This is a genomic window from Desulfovibrio sp. (genome assembly GCF_014803725.1).
Lineage (GTDB): Bacteria > Desulfobacterota > Desulfovibrionia > Desulfovibrionales > Desulfovibrionaceae > Desulfovibrio.
Genome location: NZ_JAAVBE010000025.1, coordinates 46,524 through 68,813 on the forward strand (window position 1 = coordinate 46,524; position 22,290 = coordinate 68,813).

17 protein-coding genes are annotated in these 22,290 nt (G+C 67.5%); 14 read left to right on the plus strand and 3 right to left on the minus strand.

Going from position 1 to position 22,290, the window contains the following annotated elements:
- Positions 1-18 precede the first annotated feature (18 nt).
- The 4 genes from dprA (at position 19) to HDR50_RS09390 (ending at position 6,286) form a co-directional block, all read left to right on the plus strand.
- Positions 19-1,257, plus strand: a complete 1,239-nt coding sequence (dprA, locus tag HDR50_RS09375; RefSeq protein WP_291357862.1) for a DNA-processing protein DprA — start codon at positions 19-21, stop codon at positions 1,255-1,257.
- Positions 1,254-2,237, plus strand: a complete 984-nt coding sequence (locus tag HDR50_RS09380) for a tyrosine recombinase XerC (RefSeq protein ID WP_291357863.1) — start codon at positions 1,254-1,256, stop codon at positions 2,235-2,237. The genes dprA and HDR50_RS09380 overlap by 4 nt, the downstream gene beginning before the upstream one ends.
- A 130-nt stretch (positions 2,238-2,367) precedes the next feature.
- Complete coding sequence (locus HDR50_RS09385) at positions 2,368-3,285, plus strand: manganese-dependent inorganic pyrophosphatase (RefSeq protein ID WP_291357864.1); 918 nt, start codon at positions 2,368-2,370, stop codon at positions 3,283-3,285.
- 103 nt (positions 3,286-3,388) lie between these two features.
- A complete protein-coding gene (locus HDR50_RS09390) occupies positions 3,389-6,286 on the plus strand; it encodes a glycosyltransferase (protein ID WP_291357865.1) in 2,898 nt (965 codons plus the stop codon).
- Between the two features lie 26 nt (positions 6,287-6,312).
- Here HDR50_RS09390 and greA read toward each other — a convergent pair whose 3' ends face one another.
- The gene (gene greA / locus HDR50_RS09395) at positions 6,313-6,801 is read right to left on the minus strand and encodes a transcription elongation factor GreA (protein ID WP_165077813.1); all 489 of its coding nucleotides are present in this window, start codon (positions 6,799-6,801) and stop codon (positions 6,313-6,315) included.
- 243 nt (positions 6,802-7,044) lie between these two features.
- Between greA and HDR50_RS09400 the strand changes: the two genes are divergently transcribed.
- On the plus strand, positions 7,045-8,601 hold the full coding sequence (locus tag HDR50_RS09400; RefSeq protein ID WP_291357866.1) for a lysylphosphatidylglycerol synthetase family protein: 1,557 nt from the start codon (positions 7,045-7,047) through the stop codon (positions 8,599-8,601).
- Positions 8,602-8,627: 26 nt separating this feature from the next.
- Here HDR50_RS09400 and pyrR read toward each other — a convergent pair whose 3' ends face one another.
- On the minus strand, positions 8,628-9,170 hold the full coding sequence (pyrR, locus tag HDR50_RS09405; RefSeq protein WP_291357867.1) for a bifunctional pyr operon transcriptional regulator/uracil phosphoribosyltransferase PyrR: 543 nt from the start codon (positions 9,168-9,170) through the stop codon (positions 8,628-8,630).
- 24 nt (positions 9,171-9,194) lie between these two features.
- Complete coding sequence (locus HDR50_RS09410) at positions 9,195-9,755, minus strand: hypothetical protein (RefSeq protein ID WP_291357868.1); 561 nt, start codon at positions 9,753-9,755, stop codon at positions 9,195-9,197.
- Positions 9,756-9,936: 181 nt separating this feature from the next.
- Between HDR50_RS09410 and HDR50_RS09415 the strand changes: the two genes are divergently transcribed.
- The 9 genes from HDR50_RS09415 (at position 9,937) to HDR50_RS09455 (ending at position 22,153) form a co-directional block, all read left to right on the plus strand.
- Entirely contained in the window at positions 9,937-11,313 is a 1,377-nt protein-coding gene (locus HDR50_RS09415; protein ID WP_291357869.1) for an NlpC/P60 family N-terminal domain-containing protein, read from the plus strand.
- On the plus strand, positions 11,310-12,902 hold the full coding sequence (locus HDR50_RS09420) for a dephospho-CoA kinase (protein WP_291357870.1): 1,593 nt from the start codon (positions 11,310-11,312) through the stop codon (positions 12,900-12,902). The genes HDR50_RS09415 and HDR50_RS09420 overlap by 4 nt, the downstream gene beginning before the upstream one ends.
- Positions 12,903-12,946: 44 nt before the next feature.
- Positions 12,947-14,176, plus strand: coding sequence for an ABC transporter permease (locus tag HDR50_RS09425; RefSeq protein WP_291357871.1), 1,230 nt, complete (start codon positions 12,947-12,949; stop codon positions 14,174-14,176).
- Positions 14,177-14,178: 2 nt separating this feature from the next.
- Positions 14,179-14,865: an ABC transporter ATP-binding protein gene (locus tag HDR50_RS09430; protein WP_291357872.1), complete on the plus strand. Its 687-nt coding sequence runs from the start codon at positions 14,179-14,181 to the stop codon at positions 14,863-14,865.
- 1 nt (position 14,866) lies between these two features.
- Positions 14,867-17,629: an outer membrane protein assembly factor BamA gene (gene bamA, locus HDR50_RS09435; RefSeq protein WP_291357882.1), complete on the plus strand. Its 2,763-nt coding sequence runs from the start codon at positions 14,867-14,869 to the stop codon at positions 17,627-17,629.
- Between the two features lie 232 nt (positions 17,630-17,861).
- Positions 17,862-20,198: an N-acetylmuramoyl-L-alanine amidase gene (locus HDR50_RS09440; RefSeq protein WP_291357873.1), complete on the plus strand. Its 2,337-nt coding sequence runs from the start codon at positions 17,862-17,864 to the stop codon at positions 20,196-20,198.
- 150 nt (positions 20,199-20,348) lie between these two features.
- Positions 20,349-20,933, plus strand: coding sequence for an OmpH family outer membrane protein (locus tag HDR50_RS09445; protein ID WP_291357874.1), 585 nt, complete (start codon positions 20,349-20,351; stop codon positions 20,931-20,933).
- Positions 20,934-21,021: 88 nt separating this feature from the next.
- Positions 21,022-21,480, plus strand: coding sequence for a 3-hydroxyacyl-ACP dehydratase FabZ (gene fabZ / locus HDR50_RS09450; RefSeq protein ID WP_291357875.1), 459 nt, complete (start codon positions 21,022-21,024; stop codon positions 21,478-21,480).
- A 145-nt stretch (positions 21,481-21,625) separates the two neighbouring features.
- Positions 21,626-22,153, plus strand: a complete 528-nt coding sequence (locus tag HDR50_RS09455; RefSeq protein ID WP_291357876.1) for a cysteine hydrolase — start codon at positions 21,626-21,628, stop codon at positions 22,151-22,153.
- Positions 22,154-22,290 lie beyond the last annotated feature (137 nt).

Genomic DNA, 22,290 nt, shown 5'->3' on the forward strand with positions numbered 1-22,290 from the left:
GGCACACACACTGAAGACGTGGCTGCCCCTGACGCCCCTGCGCACACCGGGCCGCGGCCCTTCTCCGCTCTCGGCGAGGACGGGCGCAACGAATACTGGGCCGCGCTCGCCCTGCGCCATTGCCCGGGCATCGGGCCGCGTTCGCGCGCGCGCCTGCTCCAGATGTTCGGCTCCGCCTATGCGGCGGTCCGCGCAGTGGAAGACTGGCCCCGCGCTGGCCTGAACAAACGCCAGGCCGGCGAATTCGCCCGTGGCACCTGGCGCAAGGAAGCGCGCCGGGAGTGGGACGCGGCCCGCGCTCTCGACGCCCTTATCCTCCTCTGGCCTGACGCAGCCTTTCCCCGATTGCTCCGCGAACTCCCCGACGGGCCCGCCCTGCTCTATCTTTCCGGCGACGCGGGCCTGCTTCGCGCGCCGGCCATCGCCGTGGTGGGCTCGCGGCGCGCCGGAGACCATGCGCTCGGGGTGGCTGCCCACATGGCGCGGCGCCTTTCGGCCTGCGGCATCACGGTCATCTCCGGCATGGCGCAAGGCATCGACAGCGTGGCGCATGCGGCGGCGCTGAACGGCGTGGGCCGCAGCATCGGCGTTCTCGGCACCGGCATTGACCGCGTGTACCCACGCTCCGGGCACGAGCTCTTCCGGCGCATGGCCCGCGAGGGCCTGCTCATTTCGGAATTTGCGCCGGGCACCGCCCCGCTCGCCGGGAATTTCCCCATTCGCAACCGCATCATCAGCGGTCTTGCGCTCGGCGTGGTGGTGGTCGAGGCGGCAAGTCGCTCCGGCAGCCTCATCACGGCGCGCATGGCGCTGGAGCAGAACCGCGAGGTCTTCGCCGTGCCGGGGCCGGCGATGGACGAGCAGTGCGCCGGCTGCCAGGAGCTCGTGCGCCAGGGCGCACGGCCGGTCTTCACCGTGGAGGACATCCTGCGCGACATGGCCGATATTTTGCGGCCCTTCAGCATCAGTGAGGCCAGCCTGCCGCCCGATGTCTCCGACGAAGCGCCCGTCCCGGCAACACCACCCACGCCGCCCCCCTTGCCGGATACGGCGCGCGCTGCCGCCGAATCTCTCACCGCTGCCGGCCCCAAGGAACGCCTGCTTGGCCATTTGCGCGGCAAGGGCGCTGTCCATATCGACACGCTCGCGCAGGAGCTGGGGCTGCCTGTGGCCGAGCTCAGCGCGCTGCTCGTGGGCCTCGAGATATTGGGCGCCGTACAGCGTCTGCCGGGGGCGCGCTATGAGGCCGTTTCATGAAGCGCGCCAGGGTACCGCGCGCTTTTGGCGCCGAGCCCGGCGATGCCGCGCCTTCGGCCGAAGCCCTGCGGCACGTTGCGGATTTTCTCAGCTGGCTCAGTGTGGAGCGCGGCGCCCCCGGGACCACGCGCATGGCCTATGCGGCAGACCTCGACCAGCTCGCCCGCGCCCTCGCCGCCCGCGGCGCGGATGTGGGGGAACCCTCCGCCGTCACTCACCGGGACATCCAGGCCTGGGTCGGCGCCCTCTACCGCGCGGGGCTCGCCAAAAGCACCATGGCCCGCAAGCTCGCGGCGGCCCGCAGCTTCTTCCGCTATCTGCAAAGGCAGGGTCTCGTCACGGCCAATGTGGCGGCGCAGGTGCACAATCCCAGGCAGGAGCGGCGGCAGCCGCGCATCCTCAACGTGGAGGAGACGGCCGCGCTTTTGAGCGCCGAGCCGGCGCCGCCCGCCACCACCCCGCAGGAGGCCACCTTGCGCCTGCGCGACCTCGCGCTGGCCGAACTGCTCTACGGCTCCGGCCTGCGCATTTCCGAGGCGCTCGGCCTCGATGTGGACGACCTCCAGCTGGCCGGCGGCGTCGCGCGCGTCATGGGCAAGGGCGGCCGCGAGCGCATGGCGCCCCTTTCCGACGCCTCGCGCGAGGCGCTTCACGCATGGCTTGCGGAGCGCCCCTATCTTGCGCAAGCGGACTCGCCGGCGCTCTTCGTGGGCGCGCGTGGGCGCCGGCTTGACCGCCGGGAGGCCAGCCGCCGTATCGCCCGGCTTTGCCGCGAGGCCGGGCTCGACGTGACCGTCTCGCCGCACGCGCTGCGCCATTCCTTCGCCACCCACCTGCTCGACGCCGGGGCCGACCTGCGCAGCGTGCAGGAACTGCTCGGCCACCGGCGCCTCGCCACCACCCAGCGCTACACCCAGGTGAGCCTGGAGCGGCTCATGCGCGTCTATGACGCGGCGCACCCGCGCGCGAAAAAGGACTGAGACCGGGGAAATGTTCCCACAGGTCTTGGCATGGCAGGGACTTTGTGCTAAAGGGAACAACGCGGCGTCTGTGAGCCGCATCCCCATGGCATCGCCTGCCGCCCTGGCGGCGCACAAAGGAGGCATCTTCATGTCCGCACTCGTCATTGGTCACATGAATCCCGACACCGACAGCATCGTTTCCGCCATTGCTGCCGCCGACCTCTACGCCAAGCGCGGCATCGACGTGACCGCCGCCGCCCAGGCCGCCCCCACCCCGGAAACGGCCTTCGTGCTCGAGAAATTCGGGCTCCCTGCGCCCAAGATCGTCAACGATGTGGCCGGTCAGGATCTCTTCCTCGTGGACTTTTCCGACCTCGCCCAGGCGCCCGCTGGTATGGACTCCGCCACGGTGCTCGGCATCGTCGACCACCACAAGCTCGGCGACGTGACGACCGCGAGTCCCATCGAGGCCTGGATCTGGCCCGTGGGCTGCACCTGCACGGTCATCAAAAACATGTATGACTTCTACGGCGTGGAGCTCTCGCGCAATGTGGCCGGCGCCATGCTCAGCGCCATTCTTTCCGATACCGTCATCTTCAAGTCGCCCACCTGCACCGAGGCCGACCGCAAGGCCGTGGCCGAGCTCGCCGAGATCGCCGGCGTGGCCGACGTGACGGCCCTTGGCATGGAGATGTTCAAGGTCAAGAGCGCCGTGGACGGCACGCCCATCCGCGACCTCGTGTTCCGCGACTACAAGGATTTTGACATGAACGGCAACAAGGTCGGCATCGGCCAGCTCGAGGTGGTGGATCTCTCCATCCTCGAGGCGGTCAAGGACGGCCTGCGCGAAGAGCTCGCCCGCGTCAAGGGCGAGGGGCGCCACAGCGTCTTTCTGCTCTTGACCGACATCATGAAGGAAGGCTCGGAGCTGCTCATCGTTTCCGACGACCCGGCCGTGGTGGAATCCGCCTTTGGCGTCAAGGTGGACGGCGACACCGTGTGGCTGCCCGGCGTCATGAGCCGCAAGAAGCAGGTGGTGCCCAACTTTGAAAAGGCCTTCAAGTAACAGGGGCGCCTGAAGATCCCGAGCCGGGGCCGGATTTCCGGCTCCGGCTTTTTCATTTGGCGGCTTCCTTGCATGCGCGGGGCAAGTGACATAGCATCCCGCCATGTGTGCCCGGCCGAATCCCCCAGCCCCTGACGCCACCCCTGTCCTCGTCCTGCTGTATGGCGGCGCCCCCCGCGCGAGCCTCGCCGCGCTCGCGGCGGACGGCGCAAGGCCGCGGGTCATCGTGCTTCAGGCGCCCGGCGGAAGCCCCTCCGATGCAGCGGAAGAGGCCCGCGCCCTGGGCGAAAACCTCGTTGGGCAGGGGCGCCTCGCAGGCTTTGCCTTGGAAGAGCTTGCACCCGGGGAAGATTGGCGCGAAGCAGCCAACCGCATCCTCCCGCCGGACGCGCGGGAAGACGCGCGCACGCGGCGGCCCTTCCTGTTCCTTTTGTCGACAGCCGTGCATCCCGAGGCCGGCTGTCTTTGCGCCCTCGCCCGGCGGCTTGCCGATGAACCCGCTCTTGCCGGCGTTTCACCGCTTCTCCTCTCGCCGCCCCAGGCTGGTACGCCCCGGCGCGTACGCCATATGGGGAGCGTGTTCGACAGCAGCCGGGAGTTGCATGCGCTGTATGAAGGCCTCCCCGCCGGGCACCCGCTCGCGCAGAAGCGGCGCTTCTTTCAGGTGGCGCCCGACGACGCCCTCATGGTACGCCTTGACGAATTTTGCGCGGCCGGCGGCTTCTCGGCGAGCCTCGACGAGCTCGCGCCGCTTGACCTCTGTTTCCGCCTGGGGCACGGGCGCACCGCATTCTCCACCGAGCCCGAAGCCCGGGCCGCGCTCCATGACATCCACGCCGGCCTTGCCACCGCGGCATGCTGGAACAGCCTTGTCCAGCGCGGGCGCATCCCGCCGGAGAGGGGGCGCCCCGACTATGCGCGCCATGTGCTCGCCGACGGCCTTGGATACGGCTGTACGCCGTGGCTCGCCGAGGGGCCGGACCTGCCCGAAGCGCCACTGGAAAGCGACATCTGGGCAGAAGCCTGGCTCGCTTGGCGGCGCACGCCGGAGCCGGCGAGCCTGCTGCGCCTGTTGGCCCGCTCCGCGCCCGAAGAGCTCGCGCGCCTCGTGGACCTCTGCCGCGGCTACCCGGCGCTCGCACCCCATGCCTTCGCCTGGTATGGGGCCCGCGCCCGGCACATGGTGGCCTTTGCCGAGGCGCAAGACCTGCCGCAGTTGAAAGAGGATGCCACCCTCTGGCAGCGCGGCGCGGCGCGCTTCCACCACCGCATGCTCAGGCCCGGCATGCGCGCCCTGGCGGATGCCGGCCTGTGGGCCTGCTCGCTGGATGCGGCGGCTTCGTCCTACGATGCCTGGCTGGAATTGCGCGAGCCTGAGCTGCGCCCCACCCGGCGGCTGGAGGCCGGCGCGGACTGGCCGGAGATCGCTGTGCTCATGCCGGTGTGGAACCCGCGCCCTGACTACCTTGCGGCGGCGCTCGATTCCGTGCTCGCGCAGCGGTATGGCCGCTGGCAGCTCTGCGTGGCGGACGACGCCTCCACCGACCCGGCCATCCCGCAACTGCTCAGGGCCTATGCGGCCAAAGATCCGCGCATCCGGCTCGTCTTCCGTGAGAAGAACGGCCACATCTCCCGCGCCACCAACAGCGCGCTGGCCCTTGCCGATGCCCCCTGGACGGCCTTTTTCGACCATGACGACCTGCTCGCGCCCACGGCCCTTGCGGAAGTGGCCGCGGTCATCGCCGGGCGCCCCGAAGTGCGGTATATCTATACAGACGAAGACAAGATCGACGAGGACGGCGTGCGGCGCACCCCGGTCTTCAAGCCCGGTTTCGATGGCGACCTCGCCGCCATGGGGCATCTCACCACCTGCGCGACGGCGCTTGTGCGCGATGCGGGTGGCTTGCGGGAGGGTTTCGAGGGCTCGCAGGATTTTGATTTCAGCCTGAGGATCACCGAACGCCTCGAGCCACGTCAGGTGGCGCACATCCCCCGCGTGCTCTACCATTGGCGCATCCATGCGGGAAGCACCACAGGGAGCCTCGCCACCAAGCCCTATGTGCTCGAGGCCACGCGCCGCGCGCTCACGGAAAGCGCGCTCAGGCACGGCTATGCAGTGGAAGGCGCTGCCTCCGAAAAGAACAACTTTTTCAAGCTCATTTTGGGCGTGCCGGCCGGGCTCACCTGCAGCGTCGTCCTGCTCGCTGATGCCTCGGGGGGCGCCCGTGCCCCGGCGCCGGCCCTGGTGGCGGTCTTGGGCGCCCTCGCGTCGGTCATGCAGGTGGAAGTGCTCTGGCAGCCGCTCACGATGCATGCCGCCGCGCCGTATGGCTGGCCCGACGCCATGCTCCCGCCGCCACGCCCCCTGCCCGTCGCCCCGCACTGGACGGACGCCTCACTGGCGGCCGCGCGCGAGGCCGCGGGCGACGTGCTGCTCTTTCTTCACGCCGGCCTCACGCCCGTGCTGGACTGCCGGCCGGAACAGATGGTCATCCACGCGCTGCGGCCTGACATCGCGCTCGTGGGCGGCCTGGTGTGGCAGCGCGGCCGGCTCTGGAACGGGGGCTATGCCCCGGATGTGACGGGCCTGCCCTTCCCGCTCCTGCGCGGCTCAAGCCCGCTGGATCTGCGCAACCGTTGCTGGGGGCACTTCCTGCTCACGCGGCATGCGCTTGGCGTCGACTGGCGCTGCATGGCCGTGCGCCGGAAGCCCCTGCTGGAAGGGGCGCCCCTTGACGCCGGCATGGGGAACCTTGCGGGGGTGGACTACAGCCTGCGCGAGGAAGCTCACGGGCGTTTCACGCTCGTTTCGCCGTGGGGGCAGTGGGAATTGCTCCCGGATGCGGAAAGCGGGCCCGCCGCCCCGGAGGCGGAAGCCCGCTTTCTCGCCCGCTGGGGCGAAACCGTGCGCAGGCATCCCCTGCGCAACCCGAATCTGTGCGGCGCGCCGGACTATGGCTGGCGCCTCATGCTCGAGGCCGGCCCGGGGCCGGCGCGCTGACGCCGGCCCGGCGCCCCGCGGGGCCGTCAGGCGAGAGCCTTGCTGCCCTTGAACGAAATATCCACCACCTCATACGTGACGCGGCCGCGCGGGATATCCACGCTCACCTCGTCGCCCACTTCCTTGCCGAGCAAGGCCTGCCCCACCGGTGAGAGGAAGGAGATGGAGCCCGAGGCCGGGTCGGCCTCGTCAGGACCGAGGATGGTGAAGGTGCGGGATTCGCCGCTGTCCGCATCCTCCACTTCCACGGTGGCGCCGAAGATCACCTTGTCGCCCGAGAGGGTGTCGAGGTCGATGACCTGGTAGAGCGCCAGGCGCGACTCGATATACTTGATGCGCGCCTCGGCCATGCCCTGACGCTCGCGCGCGGCGTCATAGCCCGCGTTCTCGCGCAGGTCGCCTTCTTCGCGGGCCTCCTTGATGGCCTGGATGATGGCCGGGCGCTCGCTCTTCAGGCGGGCGAGCTCGTCCTCAAGCCGCTTGTAGCCCTGTACGGAAATGGGAATGCTCGTCATGTTCGACCTCATGCGAAAAAAAACCTCCGCTGCACGGGCAGCGCAGGCTCGGGATCAGGTGGAGATGGGGGATGGCGGGCAGCGCACACGGCTGCCTGAAGCCCTATACTAGGCAGCCGCCGGCCCCCCGTCAAGCCCCGCGCCCTTGACGGCCGCGCCCGCTTTGCGCTTGCGCAGCCCGGGGGGGACGTATATGCTTGGGGACGCGCGGCAAAACACCGCGCCTGAAGCCGTCTGAAAGTCATGAAAAAGTATCTGCGCTATTTGGGGCCCGTGCTCGTGACCGGCATCTTTGTGCTGGCCGTCTACCTGCTCTACCACAAGCTCAAAGCCTACAGCATCGCCCAGATCCGCCAGAGCATCGAGCAGATTTCCTACGGGCGCATCGGCGCGTCGCTCGTGCTCATGGTCATCAACTATATGATCCTCGTGGGCTATGACTGGCTTGCGCTCAAGGCCATCCACAAAAAGCTCCCGCTGCCGCGCGTGGGACTCGTCTCCTTCGTGGGGCAGGCTGTGAGCTACAATTTCGGGGCGCTGCTCGGCGGCACCAGCGTGCGCTACCGCTTTTATTCCGCATGGGGCTTTTCGCTCACGGACATCGTGCGCCTCGTGCTCATGCTGGCCGTGACCTTCTGGGTGGGCGCGCTCGGCACCTGCGGCATCATCTTTCTCGTGGCGCCCCCCTATATCCCCGAAGAACTGCTCACCAACATGCCCATCAAGGATGTGCGCATCCTGGGCCTCATCCTGACCCTGCTCGCGTGCTCCTACCTCGTGCTCTGCTTTACCGTGCGCAAGCCCGTGCACATCTTCGGCAAGGAATTCGTCTTCCCCTCGCCCCGCATCGCCATTGCCCAGTGCATCGTGGCCGGCGTGGACATCGTGGCGGCCTCGGCCTGCATGTATGTGCTTCTGCCGGGCGACATCGGCATCAACTTCCTCGACTTCCTGCCGAGCTACCTCATGGCGCAGGTGGCGGTGGTGCTCACGCATATCCCGGGCGGCGTGGGCATCTTCGAGCTCGTCATCCTCGAGCTCTCGCACACGAGCCACACCCAGTCCGTCTTTGCGGCGGTGCTGCTCTTCCGCCTCATTTACTACATCATCCCGCTGCTGGCCGCGGCGCTGCTGCTGGCCGCGTACGAGGCGCGCCAGCGCCGCTCCATGTTGCGCGAGGCCGGGCGCTGGCTCGCCACGCTCTCGCACTCCATCAGCGCCTATCTCGTCTTCGTGGCCGGGCTCATCCTGCTCGTTTCCGCCACGCTGCCCACGGGGCCGCGCACCGTGGCCCTGCTCACGCAGTGGCTGCCCATGAGCGTCATCGGCGCCGGGCACTTCGTCTGCGCGCTGTCCGGCGCGGCACTCCTCTTTGTGGCCTACGGGCTGGAGCGCCGGCAGACCCGCGCCTTCCGCATGGCCGTGGCCCTGCTCGGCCTCGGCATCGTGGGCGCGCTTTTGAAGGGCCTTTCGTGGGAAACGGCCCTCATGGCCGCGGTCATCCTGTTCGCCGTGTGCCTCGCGCACAGGCGCTTTTATCGCCGCTCCTTCTTCTGGGAGGAGCCCATCCCCTTCTACTGGCTCTTCGGGGCTCTGGCGGCGCTCGGCGTGGCCTTCCTGCTGGCCTGGTTCCTCTATCATCCGGCCTGGGACAGGGCCACCACCTGGGGCTTCGAGCGGCCTTTCAACGCCTCGCGCACCTTGCGGGCCTTCATCGGCATCGTGGCGATGCTCATGATTTCCTGGTGCTGGCGCCTCTTTTTGCGGCAGCGGAAGAAGCGCCGGCAGGCAAGCGCCTGAGCCCCGGCGGAGCATACGCCCCCGGCTCAGTCGCGGATGTCGAGGCGCACCATGTCCTCGCCGTCCCGCTCCTCAAGAAGCACATCCACATGCCAGCCGCGCTCGGTGGTGATTTCACGCCCCACATAGTCCGCATGGATGGGCAGCTCGCGGTGGCCCCTGTCCACGAGCACGGCCAGCTCCACCGCGCGGGGGCGCCCATAGTCGAGGATGGCTTCAAGCGCGGCGCGCACGGTGCGCCCGCTGAAGAGCACGTCATCCACGAGCAGCACGACGCGGCCGTCCGGGCTTTCCGGGATATGCGAGGTGCCGATGAGGGGCTTGCCCTCAAGGCTTGTCCAGTCGTCCCGGTAGAGGTTGATGTCCAGCGTGCCGAGCGGCACGCGCACGCCGGCGCGCGCCTCCAAAAGGCTTGCGAGCCGCCGGGCGAGGTCCACGCCGCGGCGCTGGATGCCCACCAGCATGAGGCCCTCGCAGCCGGGGTGGCGCTCCAGCACCTGCGCGGCGAGCCGCTCGAGGATGCGGCCCATTTCGTCCTTTGCGATCAAGAGTGTCGTTGCGTCCTTCATGGTTTCTCCTGCGGAAAGCGTGGTTCAGCGGAGCACTTCCGCCTTGCCCTCCGCATCAAAGAGGGAGATGCGCAGGTCGATGTAGTCCCGCGCCAGGGTCGCCGCTGGGAGGCTCAGGGAAATGTGCCTGAGTTCCTCGAGGCTGAAGCCGAGCAGGTAGTGCGCCGCCTCCAGCCCGAGGTCCGCGAAGCGCAGGAGGGGCGTGAAGAGCACGGCCGGGCAGGTCTGGTAGAGGTGGAGGCCGCCGTTGATGAGCACGATGGGGAAGAGGCCGCAGGCCACGGGCTTGAGCGCCAGCGGCAGCCGGCAGCCGTGCGGCGTGTCGGACTTGCAGCCCTGCGCGCCGATATAGGCGGTGTCGGGGTCGAGGAGGTAAAAATCCTTGTCGAGGTCGGGGCGGATCTGCGACGGCAGGAGCGCCATGGGGAAGGGCACGGAAGAATCCTGCGGGCCGCAGCAATAACGGCAGTCGCGGCAATAGCCGTTCTGGAGCCAGGTGCTGCGCCAGCGCACCGCGCGCCTGCGCGGAAAGAGGTTGCGCCAGGTCTCCACATAATGCCAAAAGCCTTTTGGTGCTTTGCGCATATGTCCTCCGGCCCCCGGCCTTTAAAATGACGGGGCATCGGCCACCCATAAGCGCAATGGCGCGGCCGGTCAAGCGGAGCGCCAAGGGCCGGCGGCGCCGCATTGCCTGACGCGTGGCCGGATGCTAAGATGACGCGCTGTACGTCCCCGCAAACAGCCCCTCCCCATCAAGGCGGTGTCCATGCCCTTCTCGCGCTGCTCCCTGCTCGTCCTTCTCCTGGCTGTCTGCCTGCTCACGGCCTGTGCCGGCAAGCGCGTGCCCACGCGCGACGGCAGCCTGCCTTCATGGATGCAGACCCCGCAAGACCTGCGCGCCTTCCCGCAGGATCTTGAGGTTTTTGCCCGCGAGGCCGGGCCCGAGCGCCGCATCCTGGATGCGGAAACGCAGGACGCCATGAACGCCGCCTTTGACCGCATCTTTTTCGGCCCGTGGGACATGGCGAAAACGAGCATCCGCAAGCGGGACGTGGCGGTGTTTTTCCGCAAGGCGCGCGGTTTTCGCGCGGACGGCAGCCGCTGGAGCCAGGCGGAATGGGACGCCATGGCGGCCAACGCGCATCTCGGCACCTATCCCTCGCGGGCGGCGCACGCCGTCACCGTGCGCGCCGCCGACCTGCGCGAGCTCCCCACGCACGAGCCCCGCTTTTCCGAGCCCACGCCCGACCCGAAGGCCAATCCCTTCGACTATTTCCAGTATTCGCTGCTCCCGCCGGGGACGCCGCTGCTCATCGCCCATGCCACCGAGGACGGCCGCTGGTATTATGTGGAATGCCCTGTCGCCGGCGGCTGGGTGGATGCCAATGACGTGGCCCTGGTGGACGCCGGGTTCAAGCGCCTCTGGCGGCACGGGCGCCACGCAGCCCTGCTCCGCGACCGGGTGCCGCTGCCCGGGGCGCCTGGCGCTGCCCCGGCGGCAGGGGGCGAAGCCGGCATCGGCGCCGTCTTCCCGCTGGCAGGCGTGCGGTCCGACGGGGGCTGTGACGTGCTGGTGCCCTTCAGGGGCGCGGACGGCATGGCGGCCAGCGCCGAGGTGTCCCTCCCCGCAGGAGCGGCCACGCCCAAGCCCCTGGCGCTCACGCCGGGCAACGTGGCCAGGGTCGGCAACGTGATGATGGGCCAGCCCTACGGCTGGGGCGGCATGTTCGGCGAGCGCGACTGCTCGGCCCTCACCCGCGACCTGTTCACGCCCTTCGGCATCTGGCTGCCGCGCAACTCCGTGGCGCAGGCCCGGCGCGGCGCGGTGGTGCCGCTGGAGGGCCTGTCCGCGCGCGAAAAGGAAGCGCGCATCCTCGCGGACGGCGTGCCCTTCCTGAGCCTCGTGGGCATGCGCGGGCACGTCATGCTCTATGTGGGCGCCTGGAAGGGGCGCCCGGCCATCTTCCACAATGTCTGGGGCGTGCGCGTGGTGGAGGAGGGCAACGACAATGCCCGCTGCGTCATCGGCAGGGCCGTGGTCACGTCCCTGACACCCGGGAGCGAGCTCAAAAACCTTTATCTGCCTATGACCTTCGTGGACCGCATCCGCACCCTGACCACCCCCGCCGGGCCGCGCCCGTGAAAAGCCTCGAGCATGCCGTCACGCCGGGGGAGGACGGCGAACGCCTTGACCGCATCCTGAGCGCGTCGCAGCGCGGGCTCTCGCGCGGCGCGGTGCAGAAGGCCATCCGGGAGGGGCGCGCGTTCGTGGACGGCGCCCCGGTCAGCGCGCCGGACTTCCGGCCCCGCGCCGGGCAGGAGCTCCGCCTGGAACTTGCGGAGGTCGCGAGCCCCCTCGCCCCGGAAGCGGGAGAACTCGCCATCGTCCACCAAGACCGCGACTTCATCGTCTGCAACAAGGCGGCGGGGCTCACGGTGCATCCCTGCCCTTCCTGCCCGGCGCACACGCTCGTGCAGCGGCTCCTCGGGCGCTTCCCCGAGCTTTCGCGCCTCGACGGCGAGCGGCCGGGCATCGTGCACCGGCTGGACAAGGACACGAGCGGCCTCATGGTGGTGGCGCTCACGGAGCCCGCGCGCCTCGCCCTCACCGAAGCCTTCGCGCAGCGCGAGGTCCACAAGGAATATCTCGCCCTGGTGGACGGCCTCGCGGCGGAAGAGGGCGAATGCCGCGAGCCCCTGGGGCGCCACCCCACGCTCAAGACGCGCATGGCCGTGGTGCCCGAGGCGAAGGGCGGCAAGCCGGCCCACACGCGCTGGCGGCGCCTGTGGCATGCGCCGGACGGGAGCGCCTCCCTGCTCGCCGTTCGCATCTTCACGGGCAGGACCCACCAGATCCGCGTCCATATGGCCCATGCCGGTCACCCCCTGCTTGGGGACGCTCTCTACGCGCCGGCGCAGGTGCGCGCCCGCGCGCCGCGCCAGATGCTCCACGCCTGGCGGCTTGCCTTCCGCCACCCGCTGAGCGGCGAGCCGCTGGCGTTCTCCGCGCCGCCCCCCGCGGATTTCACCGCCGCCCTCCTTGCAACCACGCGCCGCATGCAGCGCCTCGTGGTCACGGGCAACCCGGGCAGCGGCAAATCCGCCCTGACAGAGGCGCTTGCGGCCCATGGTCTGCCCACCTTCAGCGCGGACGCTGACGTGGCCGCGCTCTATCAACGCGGCGGCGAGGCGGCGGCGTGGCTCGCCTCCATGAAAGGCGAGGCCGTGCTCGCGGCTGACGGCAGCGTGGACAAGGCTGCCCTCATGGCGGCGCTTGCCAAGGACGCCCCCTTGCGCGCTGAGCTGGAGCGCGTGGTCCACGGGCTCGTACGGCGGAATCTTGAACGCTTCTGGGAGGCGGTGGAAAAGGCCGGCGCCCCGGCTGCGGTGGCGGAAGTGCCGCTCTACTTCGAGTGCGGCTGGGACACCGCCTTTACCCCGAAGCCGGTGACCGTCGGCATCGCATGCCCGCGCGAGACGCGCTGGGAGCGCATAGCCGCGCACCGCCACTGGGGCGAGGAGAAAATGGCGACCATTGAATCGTGGCAGTGGCCCGAAGCGCGCAAGCTCGCCGCCTGCGACATCCGGGTGGATAATACGGGCACGCCCCAAGAGCTCGCGGCACAGGCTGGTGCCCTTCTCGACAGCCTCGCCGCGCGCCGCCGTGATGAGGAGGCCGCGCTCGCTGCACACCTCCAAAAGCTGTGGGCCGGCCCGCCCCCTCAGGTCTAAAAAAACTCTTGAATCTTGCCCCAAGCTGGGCCAATATACCGCAAATGTCTTTTGAACTCTTTGTGGCCTTGCGCTATCTGTTTTCGCGGCGCAAGCAGACCTTCATCTACGTCATCTCACTGATGTCCATACTCGGTGTGGCCCTCGGCGTCGGCGCGCTGGTGCTCGTGCTCGGCGTCTATAACGGCCTCACCACCGACATGCGCGACAAGATCCTCGGGGCCAATGCCCACGGCATCGTTATGTCCCATGTGCCTTCCGCCTTCGAGCACGACACCCCGGCCCTGCTTGAGCGCATCCGCGCGTCCGAAGGCGTCACGGGCGCCATGCCCTTCATTTACACCGAGGTCATGCTGTCCGCCGGGGGCGGCGTCAAGGGCGTGGTGCTACGCGGCATCGACCCGGAGACTGCCCCCTCCGTGCTCTCCATGCTTACCGAGCTGCGCGCGGGCGAGGCGCGCGACCTTGTGCGCGAGGGGACGCCCGGCATCATCGTGGGCGACGAGCTGGCCCGCCGCCTCGGCCTCTTCGTGGGCAGCCGCGCCAACCTGCTCTCCCCGGCCGGGCAGAAGGGCGCCGCGGGCTATTCGCCGCGCATTCGCCCCTTCGAGGTGGTGGGCATCTTCAAGACCGGCATGTTCGAGTACGATTCCTCCCTCGCCTTTGTGAGTATCCCGGCGGCGCGCGACGTGCTGGGGCTGCCACCCGGTTTTCTCTCCGGCATCGAGCTCACCGTGAAGGACCTCTTCCGCGCCGACGAGACGGCCATCCGCCTCGCCGAGGAGCTTGGCGCGCCGTTCTACGTGCGCACCTGGATGGACATGAACGCCAACCTTTTCGCCGCGCTCAAGCTGGAAAAGATCGGCATGTTCATCCTGCTCGCCATGGTGGTGCTCATCGGCTCCTTCTCCATCGTCACGAGCCTCGTCATGCTGGTCATGGAAAAGACGCGCGACATCGCCGTCATGATGTCCATGGGCGCCACACGCCGCATGATACGGCGCATCTTCATGCTCCAGGGCTGCATCATCGGCCTTGTGGGCACCCTGCTCGGCTACGCGTTCGGCCTGGGGCTCGGCTGGCTGCTCAAGCGCTACCGCTTCATCAAGCTCCCGGAAAACGTCTATACGCTCGACCACCTGCCCATCAGCATCACGCTTTCCGACGTGCTCATCGTGGGCGCGAGCGCCATGCTGCTCTGCTTTCTCGCAACCCTGTATCCGGCGCGTCAGGCCGCCCGGCTGCAACCGGCCGAAGCCCTGCGCTACGAATAGCCATGGCCGCCATCTACGACTTTTCCGACGTGAGCAAGAGCTTTGCGGGGGCGGACGAAGATCTCGTCATCTTCCGTCACCTCGACCTCGCCGTGCGCGAGGGCGAGGCGCTCGCCGTGCTCGGNGCNTCGGGNTCNGGCAAGTCCACNCTNCTGCACCTCATGGGCGCGCTNGACNNGCCCACNTCNGGCANCATCCGNTTTGACGGCGNGGACATGGCCGCCATGNGNCCGGACGANCAGGCGGCCTTCCGCAACANNAGCCTGGGCTTCGTGTTTCAGTTCCANCATCTCCTGCCGGAATTTTCCGCGCTGGAGAATGTGGCCATGCCNGCGCTCATCGGCGGGGANCGCTTTTCCGCCGTGGAACCGCGCGCCCGCGCCATGCTCACGCGCGTGGGCCTNGCNGACCGCATGGCGAGCAAGCCCGCCACCCTCTCCGGNGGCGAGCGCCAGCGCGTGGCCATCGCCCGGGCCCTGCTGCTTCGGCCGCGCGTGCTCCTGGCCGACGAGCCCACGGGCAACCTTGACGAACATACCGGCGCCCAGGTGGGCGATCTGCTGCTTGAGCTGAATCGCGAACTGGGCATGACCCTGGTCATCGTGACGCATAANCAGGAACTGGCCGCCCGCATGGANCGCGGCCTGGAACTACGAGCGGGGGCTCTCTATGANAAANTTTTTGCCTAGGGTGCTTCGCAAAGTCCTGTNNNTGGCGGCGNTGGCCCTCATCGCGGCCCTTGCGCCGCANGGGGACGCCCTGGCCGCCAATGCCGGNCAGCCCACGGTCCTCGTGCTGCCATTTCAGGCCAATGCCGGCCCCGACATGCCGGACGCCTCCCGCGACGTGCCGCAGNTCATCATCACCAACCTNGAGCAGAACGGGCTGCGCGCCGTGCCGNTNAGCCGCGCNNCCGGCCTNTTGCGCGCNAGCGGCGGCGANACCATCGACCTCGCCAAGGCCCGCCGCCTCGGGCGCCAGGCNGGCGCNGACATCGTCATCTACGGCAATTTCAACCANCTCGGCGANGGCTTCACNATGGAGACGCGCCTCGTGCCNGTCTACAAGGGCGAAGCGGTGCCCGCCTCCTTNGAGCGGCAATCCATGCTGGCCCTNGGCGANTGCGCGCAGGCGCTGGCCACNCGCGCCTCGTCCATGGCCGCGCCGGCGCAGGCNGCGCCNGANNCNCCCCAGNCNCAGCAGGCCTCNTCCGGCAACGGCTTNGTGCCCATGGGCGCGCCCGCNGCNGCCGGCGGNGGCCTTTCGGACGTGCAGGTGCGCGGCATGAACGTNCTCGACCCGGANACNGTGCTCATGCGNCTCACCATCCGCAAGGGCGACACGCCGGACGCCCACGCCATCAACGANGAAGTCAAGCGCATCTGGGACATGGGCTATTTCAGCGACGTGCAGGCCTCGCTCGAGGGCAATGTGCTCGTCTTNACCGTGGTGGAAAAGCCGCGCATCGACAATATCCTCGTCGAGGGCTCGCANGAGATCGACGCCGAGGATGTCATCGCNGCCATGGGCACCAAGCCNGGCAGCGTGCTCAACGAACAGATGCTTTCGGACGACCTGCAGAAAATNGCCGAGCTCTACCGCAAGGACGGCTTCTATCTCGCCAAGGCCAATTACCGCCTNCAGGACAGGCCNGGNGGCCGCGGCGCNGTGCTNGTCATCACNGTCAACGAGGGCAACAAGCTCTANATCAAGGAAGTGGAGATCGAGGGCATCAAGGANCTCGACAAGAGCGACATGGACAAGTACCTCGCGCTCAAGCCCCGGGGNATGTTCTCGTGGNTCACGGGCNCCGGCGTGCTCAAGGAGGAATANCTCGAGCGCGANACCAACGCCATCGCNGCCTATGGCCTNAACCAGGGCTTCATCGACATCCAGGTCTCCGCGCCCGAGGTGGAATACAAGCCCGACGGCATCTANGTGAANTTCGTGGTGCACGAGGGCCCGCGCTACGCCGTGCGCGACGTGAAATTCGCCGGCGACATCATCGACAGCGAGCCCAACATGCTCGAGGTCGTCCAGATGGACGACTGGAAAAAGGACAACGAGTNCTTCTCGCTCACGGTCATGCAGGAGGACAGCAAGCGCCTCACCGACCACTACGCCGATTACGGCTATGCCTTCGCCGAGGTGGACACCAAGCTNATCAAGGCNGAGGACGGCAGCCCCCTGGTGGATGTGGGCTATCTCGTGGACAAGAAGCAGAAGGTCTTTATCCGCCGCCTCTCCGTGGAGGGCAACACCAAGACGCGCGACAACGTCATCCTGCGCGAGATGCGCCTCGGCGACGGCGACCTTTACGAGGGCGCCAAGCTGCGCCGCTCCACCGAGCGCCTGAACCGGCTGCGCTACTTCTCCGCCGTGGACATGGAGCTCGTGCCCACGGGCAACGAGGACGAGGTGGACCTCAAGGTCAAGGTCAAGGAGGCCAATACCGGGGCGCTCATGGGCGGCATCGGCTATTCGACGTATTATGACGTGGGCGTGACCGCCTCCATCATGGAGCGCAACCTCTTCGGCCGCGGCTACTGGCTCCAGTTGCAGGGCTTTTTCTCCTGGCGGCGCACCTCGGGCGTGCTGTCCTTCACCAATCCGCGTGTCTATGACACGGAGCTCTCGGTCGGCAACGACCTCTACTATACCCACGACTACTGGGACGACTTCACCAAGGACACGCTCGGCGACACCATCCGCGCCTCCTATCCCATCGGCGAATACACCACCGTGGGCCTCGCCTACCGCCTCGAGCGCTACGAACTCTATGACGTGGACGAATGGGCGTCGCCCTATATCAGCGACTACAAGGGCACCAACTGGACGAGCGCCCTCTCGGGCCGCATCCTGCGCGACACCACCGACCAGCGCGACCGCCCCACCCGCGGCACCATCGCGCGGCTCTGGGGCGAATACGGCGGCGGCATCCTCGGCGGCACGGACGACTTCATCAAGGCCGTGGCCGACTGGCAGGGCTTCTGGTCCTTCAATCCCGAAAACACCTTCCATGTGCGCGCGCGCCTGGGCGGCGTCTTCCAGAACGGCCCGAACCCGGTGCCGGTGTTCGAGCGCTTCTGGATCGGCGGCATGGACAGCATCCGCGGCTATTCCTATTCCGACCTTTCGCCGCGCGACTATAAATATGACGGCGAGCAGATCGGCGGCGACCGCATGGGCGTGCTCAACGTGGAATATATCTGGACCTTCCAGAAGGATATGGGCCTTGCCATCGTGCCCTTCTTCGACGGCGGCTTCAATATCGACCAGAAGACCATGGGCGACGACCTCAACAAGTACATGGTGGCCTCCACGGGCCTCGAACTGCGGTGGCGCTCGCCCATGGGCGATTTGCGCATCGCCTACGGCATCCCCCTTGTGCAGGATTATGACGGCGAGCGGGAGTCAGGGAGGCTCGAATTCAGTATGGGCCAGTTCTTCTAGAGATGTGACAGAATTGTTGTAGAGAAATTCTAGAGTTCTTCAAGAGAGCTCAGTTATTCAAAAATCGTCAAAAAAGCCGCTGTGGTAGCCACGGCGGCTTTTTTGGCATATGCTATGCTTCAACAGTACGGTGCGGCACATCTTGCCCTCCCCTTAAGCGCGGCCCCGATTGGACGATAATCCCAGCAGGTGCATGTGCGCCTCATCGCCACGCAGAACCCCGAGAATCGCAGTGAGCGCCAGCGATACCGCCAAACCCCGACACGAAAAGGCCCTTTCCCGGCGCCTTGCGCCGCCGCTGGCCTTTGTGCTGGCTATCTGCCTGCTGGTCATCTGCTGCTACGATTCAGGCTACAGCGGCCTCCCCCCCACCGAAAAGCGCTATGCCGCGGCCAAGGCCGGCATCACGAACCTCAAGCGCGATGAAAAAAACAGCAAGTTGCGCGAACCGTGGGAAAAACTTGCCGGCGAATTCCGCTCCATCTACGAGGCCGACCCGGCGTGGCCCAACCGGCCCGCGGCCCTCTTTCGCGCGGCCGAGAGCCTGGAGGAACTGGCGAGCCGCTCTTTCGCCAAGTCCGATGCGCGCAAAGCGGTGGAGTGTTATGAGAGCCTTGCGCTCCGCCATGCGGGCAGCCGCCTCGCCGATGACGCCCTCTTCCGCGCGGCGCGCCTGCGCGCGGCCTGGCTTCGGGACGACAAGGGCGCCCTCGCCCTTCTGGCGCGCCTGAAAAAGCAATATCCCAGGGGCGATATGGTCGCCGAGGCCACGGCACTTGAAAAGGCCATCAAGGCCTCGGCCAGCGGCCGCACCGCGCCGGAGGCAGTTGCCGCCGCCACAAAGCGCGAAGCGAAAGAAGACCAGGATACCGCCGCGCCCAAGGCAACGCCCGCAGCCGCGGCTGCCGCCAAGGGCACCGATCTGCCGCTCCGCTACCGCGCGGCCAAGTCCCGCATGACCGCCCTGCGCAGCGACCCGGTGAAGACCTGCTGGCGCCAACCCTGGGAAGACCTGCGCGAGGAATTTCTCGCCATCTCGCAGGGCGGCAAAAAGCAGCCGCTGGCCGCCGGCGCGCTCTTCCACGCCGCCGCCTGTCAGGAGGCACTTGCCCGCTGCTCCAACCTGACCGCTGATTTCAACCAGGCCCAGAAGCTCTATCAGGACGTAGCCAAAACCTATCCCGCCAGCAATGTGGCCGATGACGCGCTTCTCGCCGCCGCGCGCCTCCACGCCGCCCGCGCCTCGGGCCGGGAAAAGGCGCAAGACCTGCTGGACACGCTCCTCGCGGACTATCCAAAGGGCGACATGGCCCCGGAAGCGCGGCGCCTCAGGACCACTCTTGCCGAAGACGCGGCCCCGGCCAGGGAAGCGCGCCGCGTGAGGCAGATGCCCGAGCTTCAGGTGCTTTCCTGGGATTCGCCCAACCGCAACCTCGTGGAGATCGTGCTCGAGCTGAGCGCCCCGGCAAAGTTCACCGCCCGCAGGGTTGAGAGCGCCAAGGGCGCGCCGGCACGCCTTGAGCTCGACCTCGAGGACGCGCGCGTGGTGAGCGATGTGCGCAAGGGCGTCACCGTGCAAGGGAGCCTCCTCCAGGCGGTGCGCGTGCGCGACCGCAAGGAGGGCGGAGCCTCGCTGCAGTTCGATTTCCGCGAAGTGCGCCACTTCGACACCCGCAGCGAGGACGACCCGTACCGCATCGTGCTCAGCGTGGCCGCGGGCAAGGCCAGCCTGCCGCGCAAGGGCAAGAACAGGAACCAGGGCTTCGCGGAGGCCGAGGACGCCGCCCCGCTGACGCGCAACGCCGCCTTCAGGCCGCGGCAGGTCTCCAACATGGCGAGCCAGCTCGGCCTCACGGTGCGCAAGGTCTTCATCGACGCTGGCCACGGCGGCAAGGACCCGGGCACGAGCCACAACGACATCCTGGAGCGCATGGTCACGCTGGATGTGGCCCAGCGCCTCGGGCGCCTGCTCGAAGCCAACGGCCTCGAGGTCGCCTACAGCCGGCGCAAGGACATGGCCGTTTCCCTGAGCGAGCGCACGCGCAAGGCCAATGCCGAGCGGGCCGACCTTTTCGTGTCCATCCACGTCAATGCCAGCGAAAACGCGCAGATCAACGGCTTCGAGACCTATTATCTCGACCTTGCCAGCAACCCGCAGGCCGCGCGGGTGGCCACGCTGGAAAATGCCGGCAGCGACCGCCGCCTCAGCGACATGCAGTGCATGCTCGCCGACGTGATGCTCAACGCGCGCGTGGAGGAATCGCGCCGCCTCGCGGCCGACATCCAGCGCCTGTCCCTCTTCCGCCTCAAAAAGCGCGAGTACACGGTCAGGAACAATGGCGTCAAGTCCGCGCCCTTCCATGTGCTGCTCGGCGCGCAGATGCCGGCCATCCTTGTGGAAGTGGGCTACTGCACCAACCGCGACGAGGCCCGCAACCTCGCCAAGCCCGCCTACCGCCACGCCCTTGCCGAAGGACTCGCCGAGGGCATCCTCGCCTACCGTGACCGCCTGCTCAAGCGCCGTACCGCCGATAATTCCTTGACGAATGCGGCTTCTGATGCTATGTAGCCGCCGTTTGCAGCCTTGCGCGCCCAGCGCCGCACAGCCGGCCCCGGCTCTGCGGGCGTTGCGCGCGTTTTCGCGCCGGTCTTGCCGTCGCGCCCGTTGACGGGGGCGGCATCGTTGTTCCGCCCCCGGGTATTTTTAAGGAGAACTCCCATGCGCAAGAGTGTTCTGAGCTTCCTTGCCGCCTGTCTGCTCATGTCCGCGCCCGCCTTCGCCGCCGATGCCTCGTCTGTGCCCCCGGCCAAGATCGGCGTGGTGGACATGCAGACCGTGGCCACGCAGAGCGACCCCGCCAAGGCCGCCAAGGAACAGATGGAAGCCAAGTACGGCAAGGAGCGGGCCAACCTTGAAAAGCAGGGCAATGCCCTCAAGAAGCAGGCCGAGGCCCTCAAGAACCCCAAGGTCAGCGAAGAGAAGAAGCTGGCCTTCATCCGCGCCAAGCAGGATCTGGACCAGAAGACCCGCAACTTCCTCCGCAAGGTGGAGCAGGACGAGGTCAAGCTGCGCCAGGACATGGTGACCCTGGTCTTCAGCGCCACCTATGAAGTGGCGCGCGCCAAGGGCTTCAACTTCGTGGTCGACGTGACGGCCGGCGGCGTGCTCTATGCCGACCAGTCCATGGACCTCACCCAGGATGTGCTCGCCGAGGTCAACAAGCTCTACAAGGAAAAGAAAAAGCCGGAAACGGACGACAAGGCCCAAAAGACCGACAAGGCAGACAAGGGCGCCAAGAAATAGCTTCGGATGCAAAGCCTCCCTGCGCGGGAGGCTTTTTTGTCCGCTTCCGCACCCGCCAGTTCAGGCCGCAAGAGCCAAGGAGCCCCCCATGAGCGAGAGCCCAGCCATGCAGACCATGGATATCCAGCGCATCCTCTCCCTTTTGCCGCACCGCTATCCCTTCCTGCTCGTGGACCGGGTCGTCGAATGTGTGCCCGGCTCGCATATCCGCGCCTACAAGAACGTCACCTTCAACGAGCCCTTTTTTCAGGGGCATTTCCCCGGGGTGCCCATCATGCCTGGCGTGCTCATCCTCGAGGCGCTGGCCCAGACGGGCGGCCTGCTCGCCGCCTCGGACATGGGCGACCTTGAGGGCAAGCTCTTTCTCTTCACCGGGCTTGACGGCGTGAAATTCCGTCGCCAGGTGGTGCCGGGCGACCGCCTTGACCTCGAGTGCAGCAACATGCGCATGAAGCTCAAGCTCTGCAAGATGGACGCGCGCGCCTTCGTGGACGGCAAGCTGGCCTGCGAGGCGCAGATCACCGCGGCCATCGGTGACCGGCCGTAGGTAGCGGCCGTTCGGTATCCCATGCCGTGACAGCGGCGCAGGACGCGCCGCTTTTTCCGGGAGAGGCCCTTTCCTTTCCCGAGATCTTCCTGTACCGTCAGGCCAGACCACACGGAACACGACGAAACCTCCCCAGGGAGCGGACATGCCAGTCTTGGTCATCGTTGATGCGCAAAAGGAATATGTGACCCAGGGGCGGCCCTTCTATCTCGAGACCATCGGCCCCTCGCTCGAGAACCTGCAAAAGCTCCTGGCCCACGCCAGGGCGCATGGCTGGAAGATCGCTCACATGCGCCACCAGCAAAATTCCATGTGCTTCACCTATGGCAGCCCCTTTGCGGAGTTCATCGACGGCTTCGGCCCCGAAGAGGGCGAGGAAAGCCTTGTGAAGCCCAATTTCTCCTGCTTTTCGAGCCGCGAGTTCCAGGCCCTGATGGACAAATACCGCCACGAGGAGATCATCCTCGCGGGCTACGGCACGAGTATGTGCTGCCTTTCCACCATGATCGACGCGCACCACCGCGGCTATGACTTCACCTTCGTTTCCGACGCCACCTGCGCCAAGCGCACGGCCCGCTTCGACGAGCAGGACATGAAGGAGCACATCGTCGACATCATGGGCGCCTTCGGCCACCTGACCACCACTGAGGAGATCCTGCAACGCGAGTGCTGAATACCCGGGAGAGGCCACGACTTTCCCCGGTGGCATCTTCCGCTGTCCCGCCCCCACTCTTTAAAACAGAAAGCCCGCCAAACCGCTGGCGGGCTTCCTGTTTTAAAGCGCGGGGCGTCGTCCCCCTGTTGGTGCGC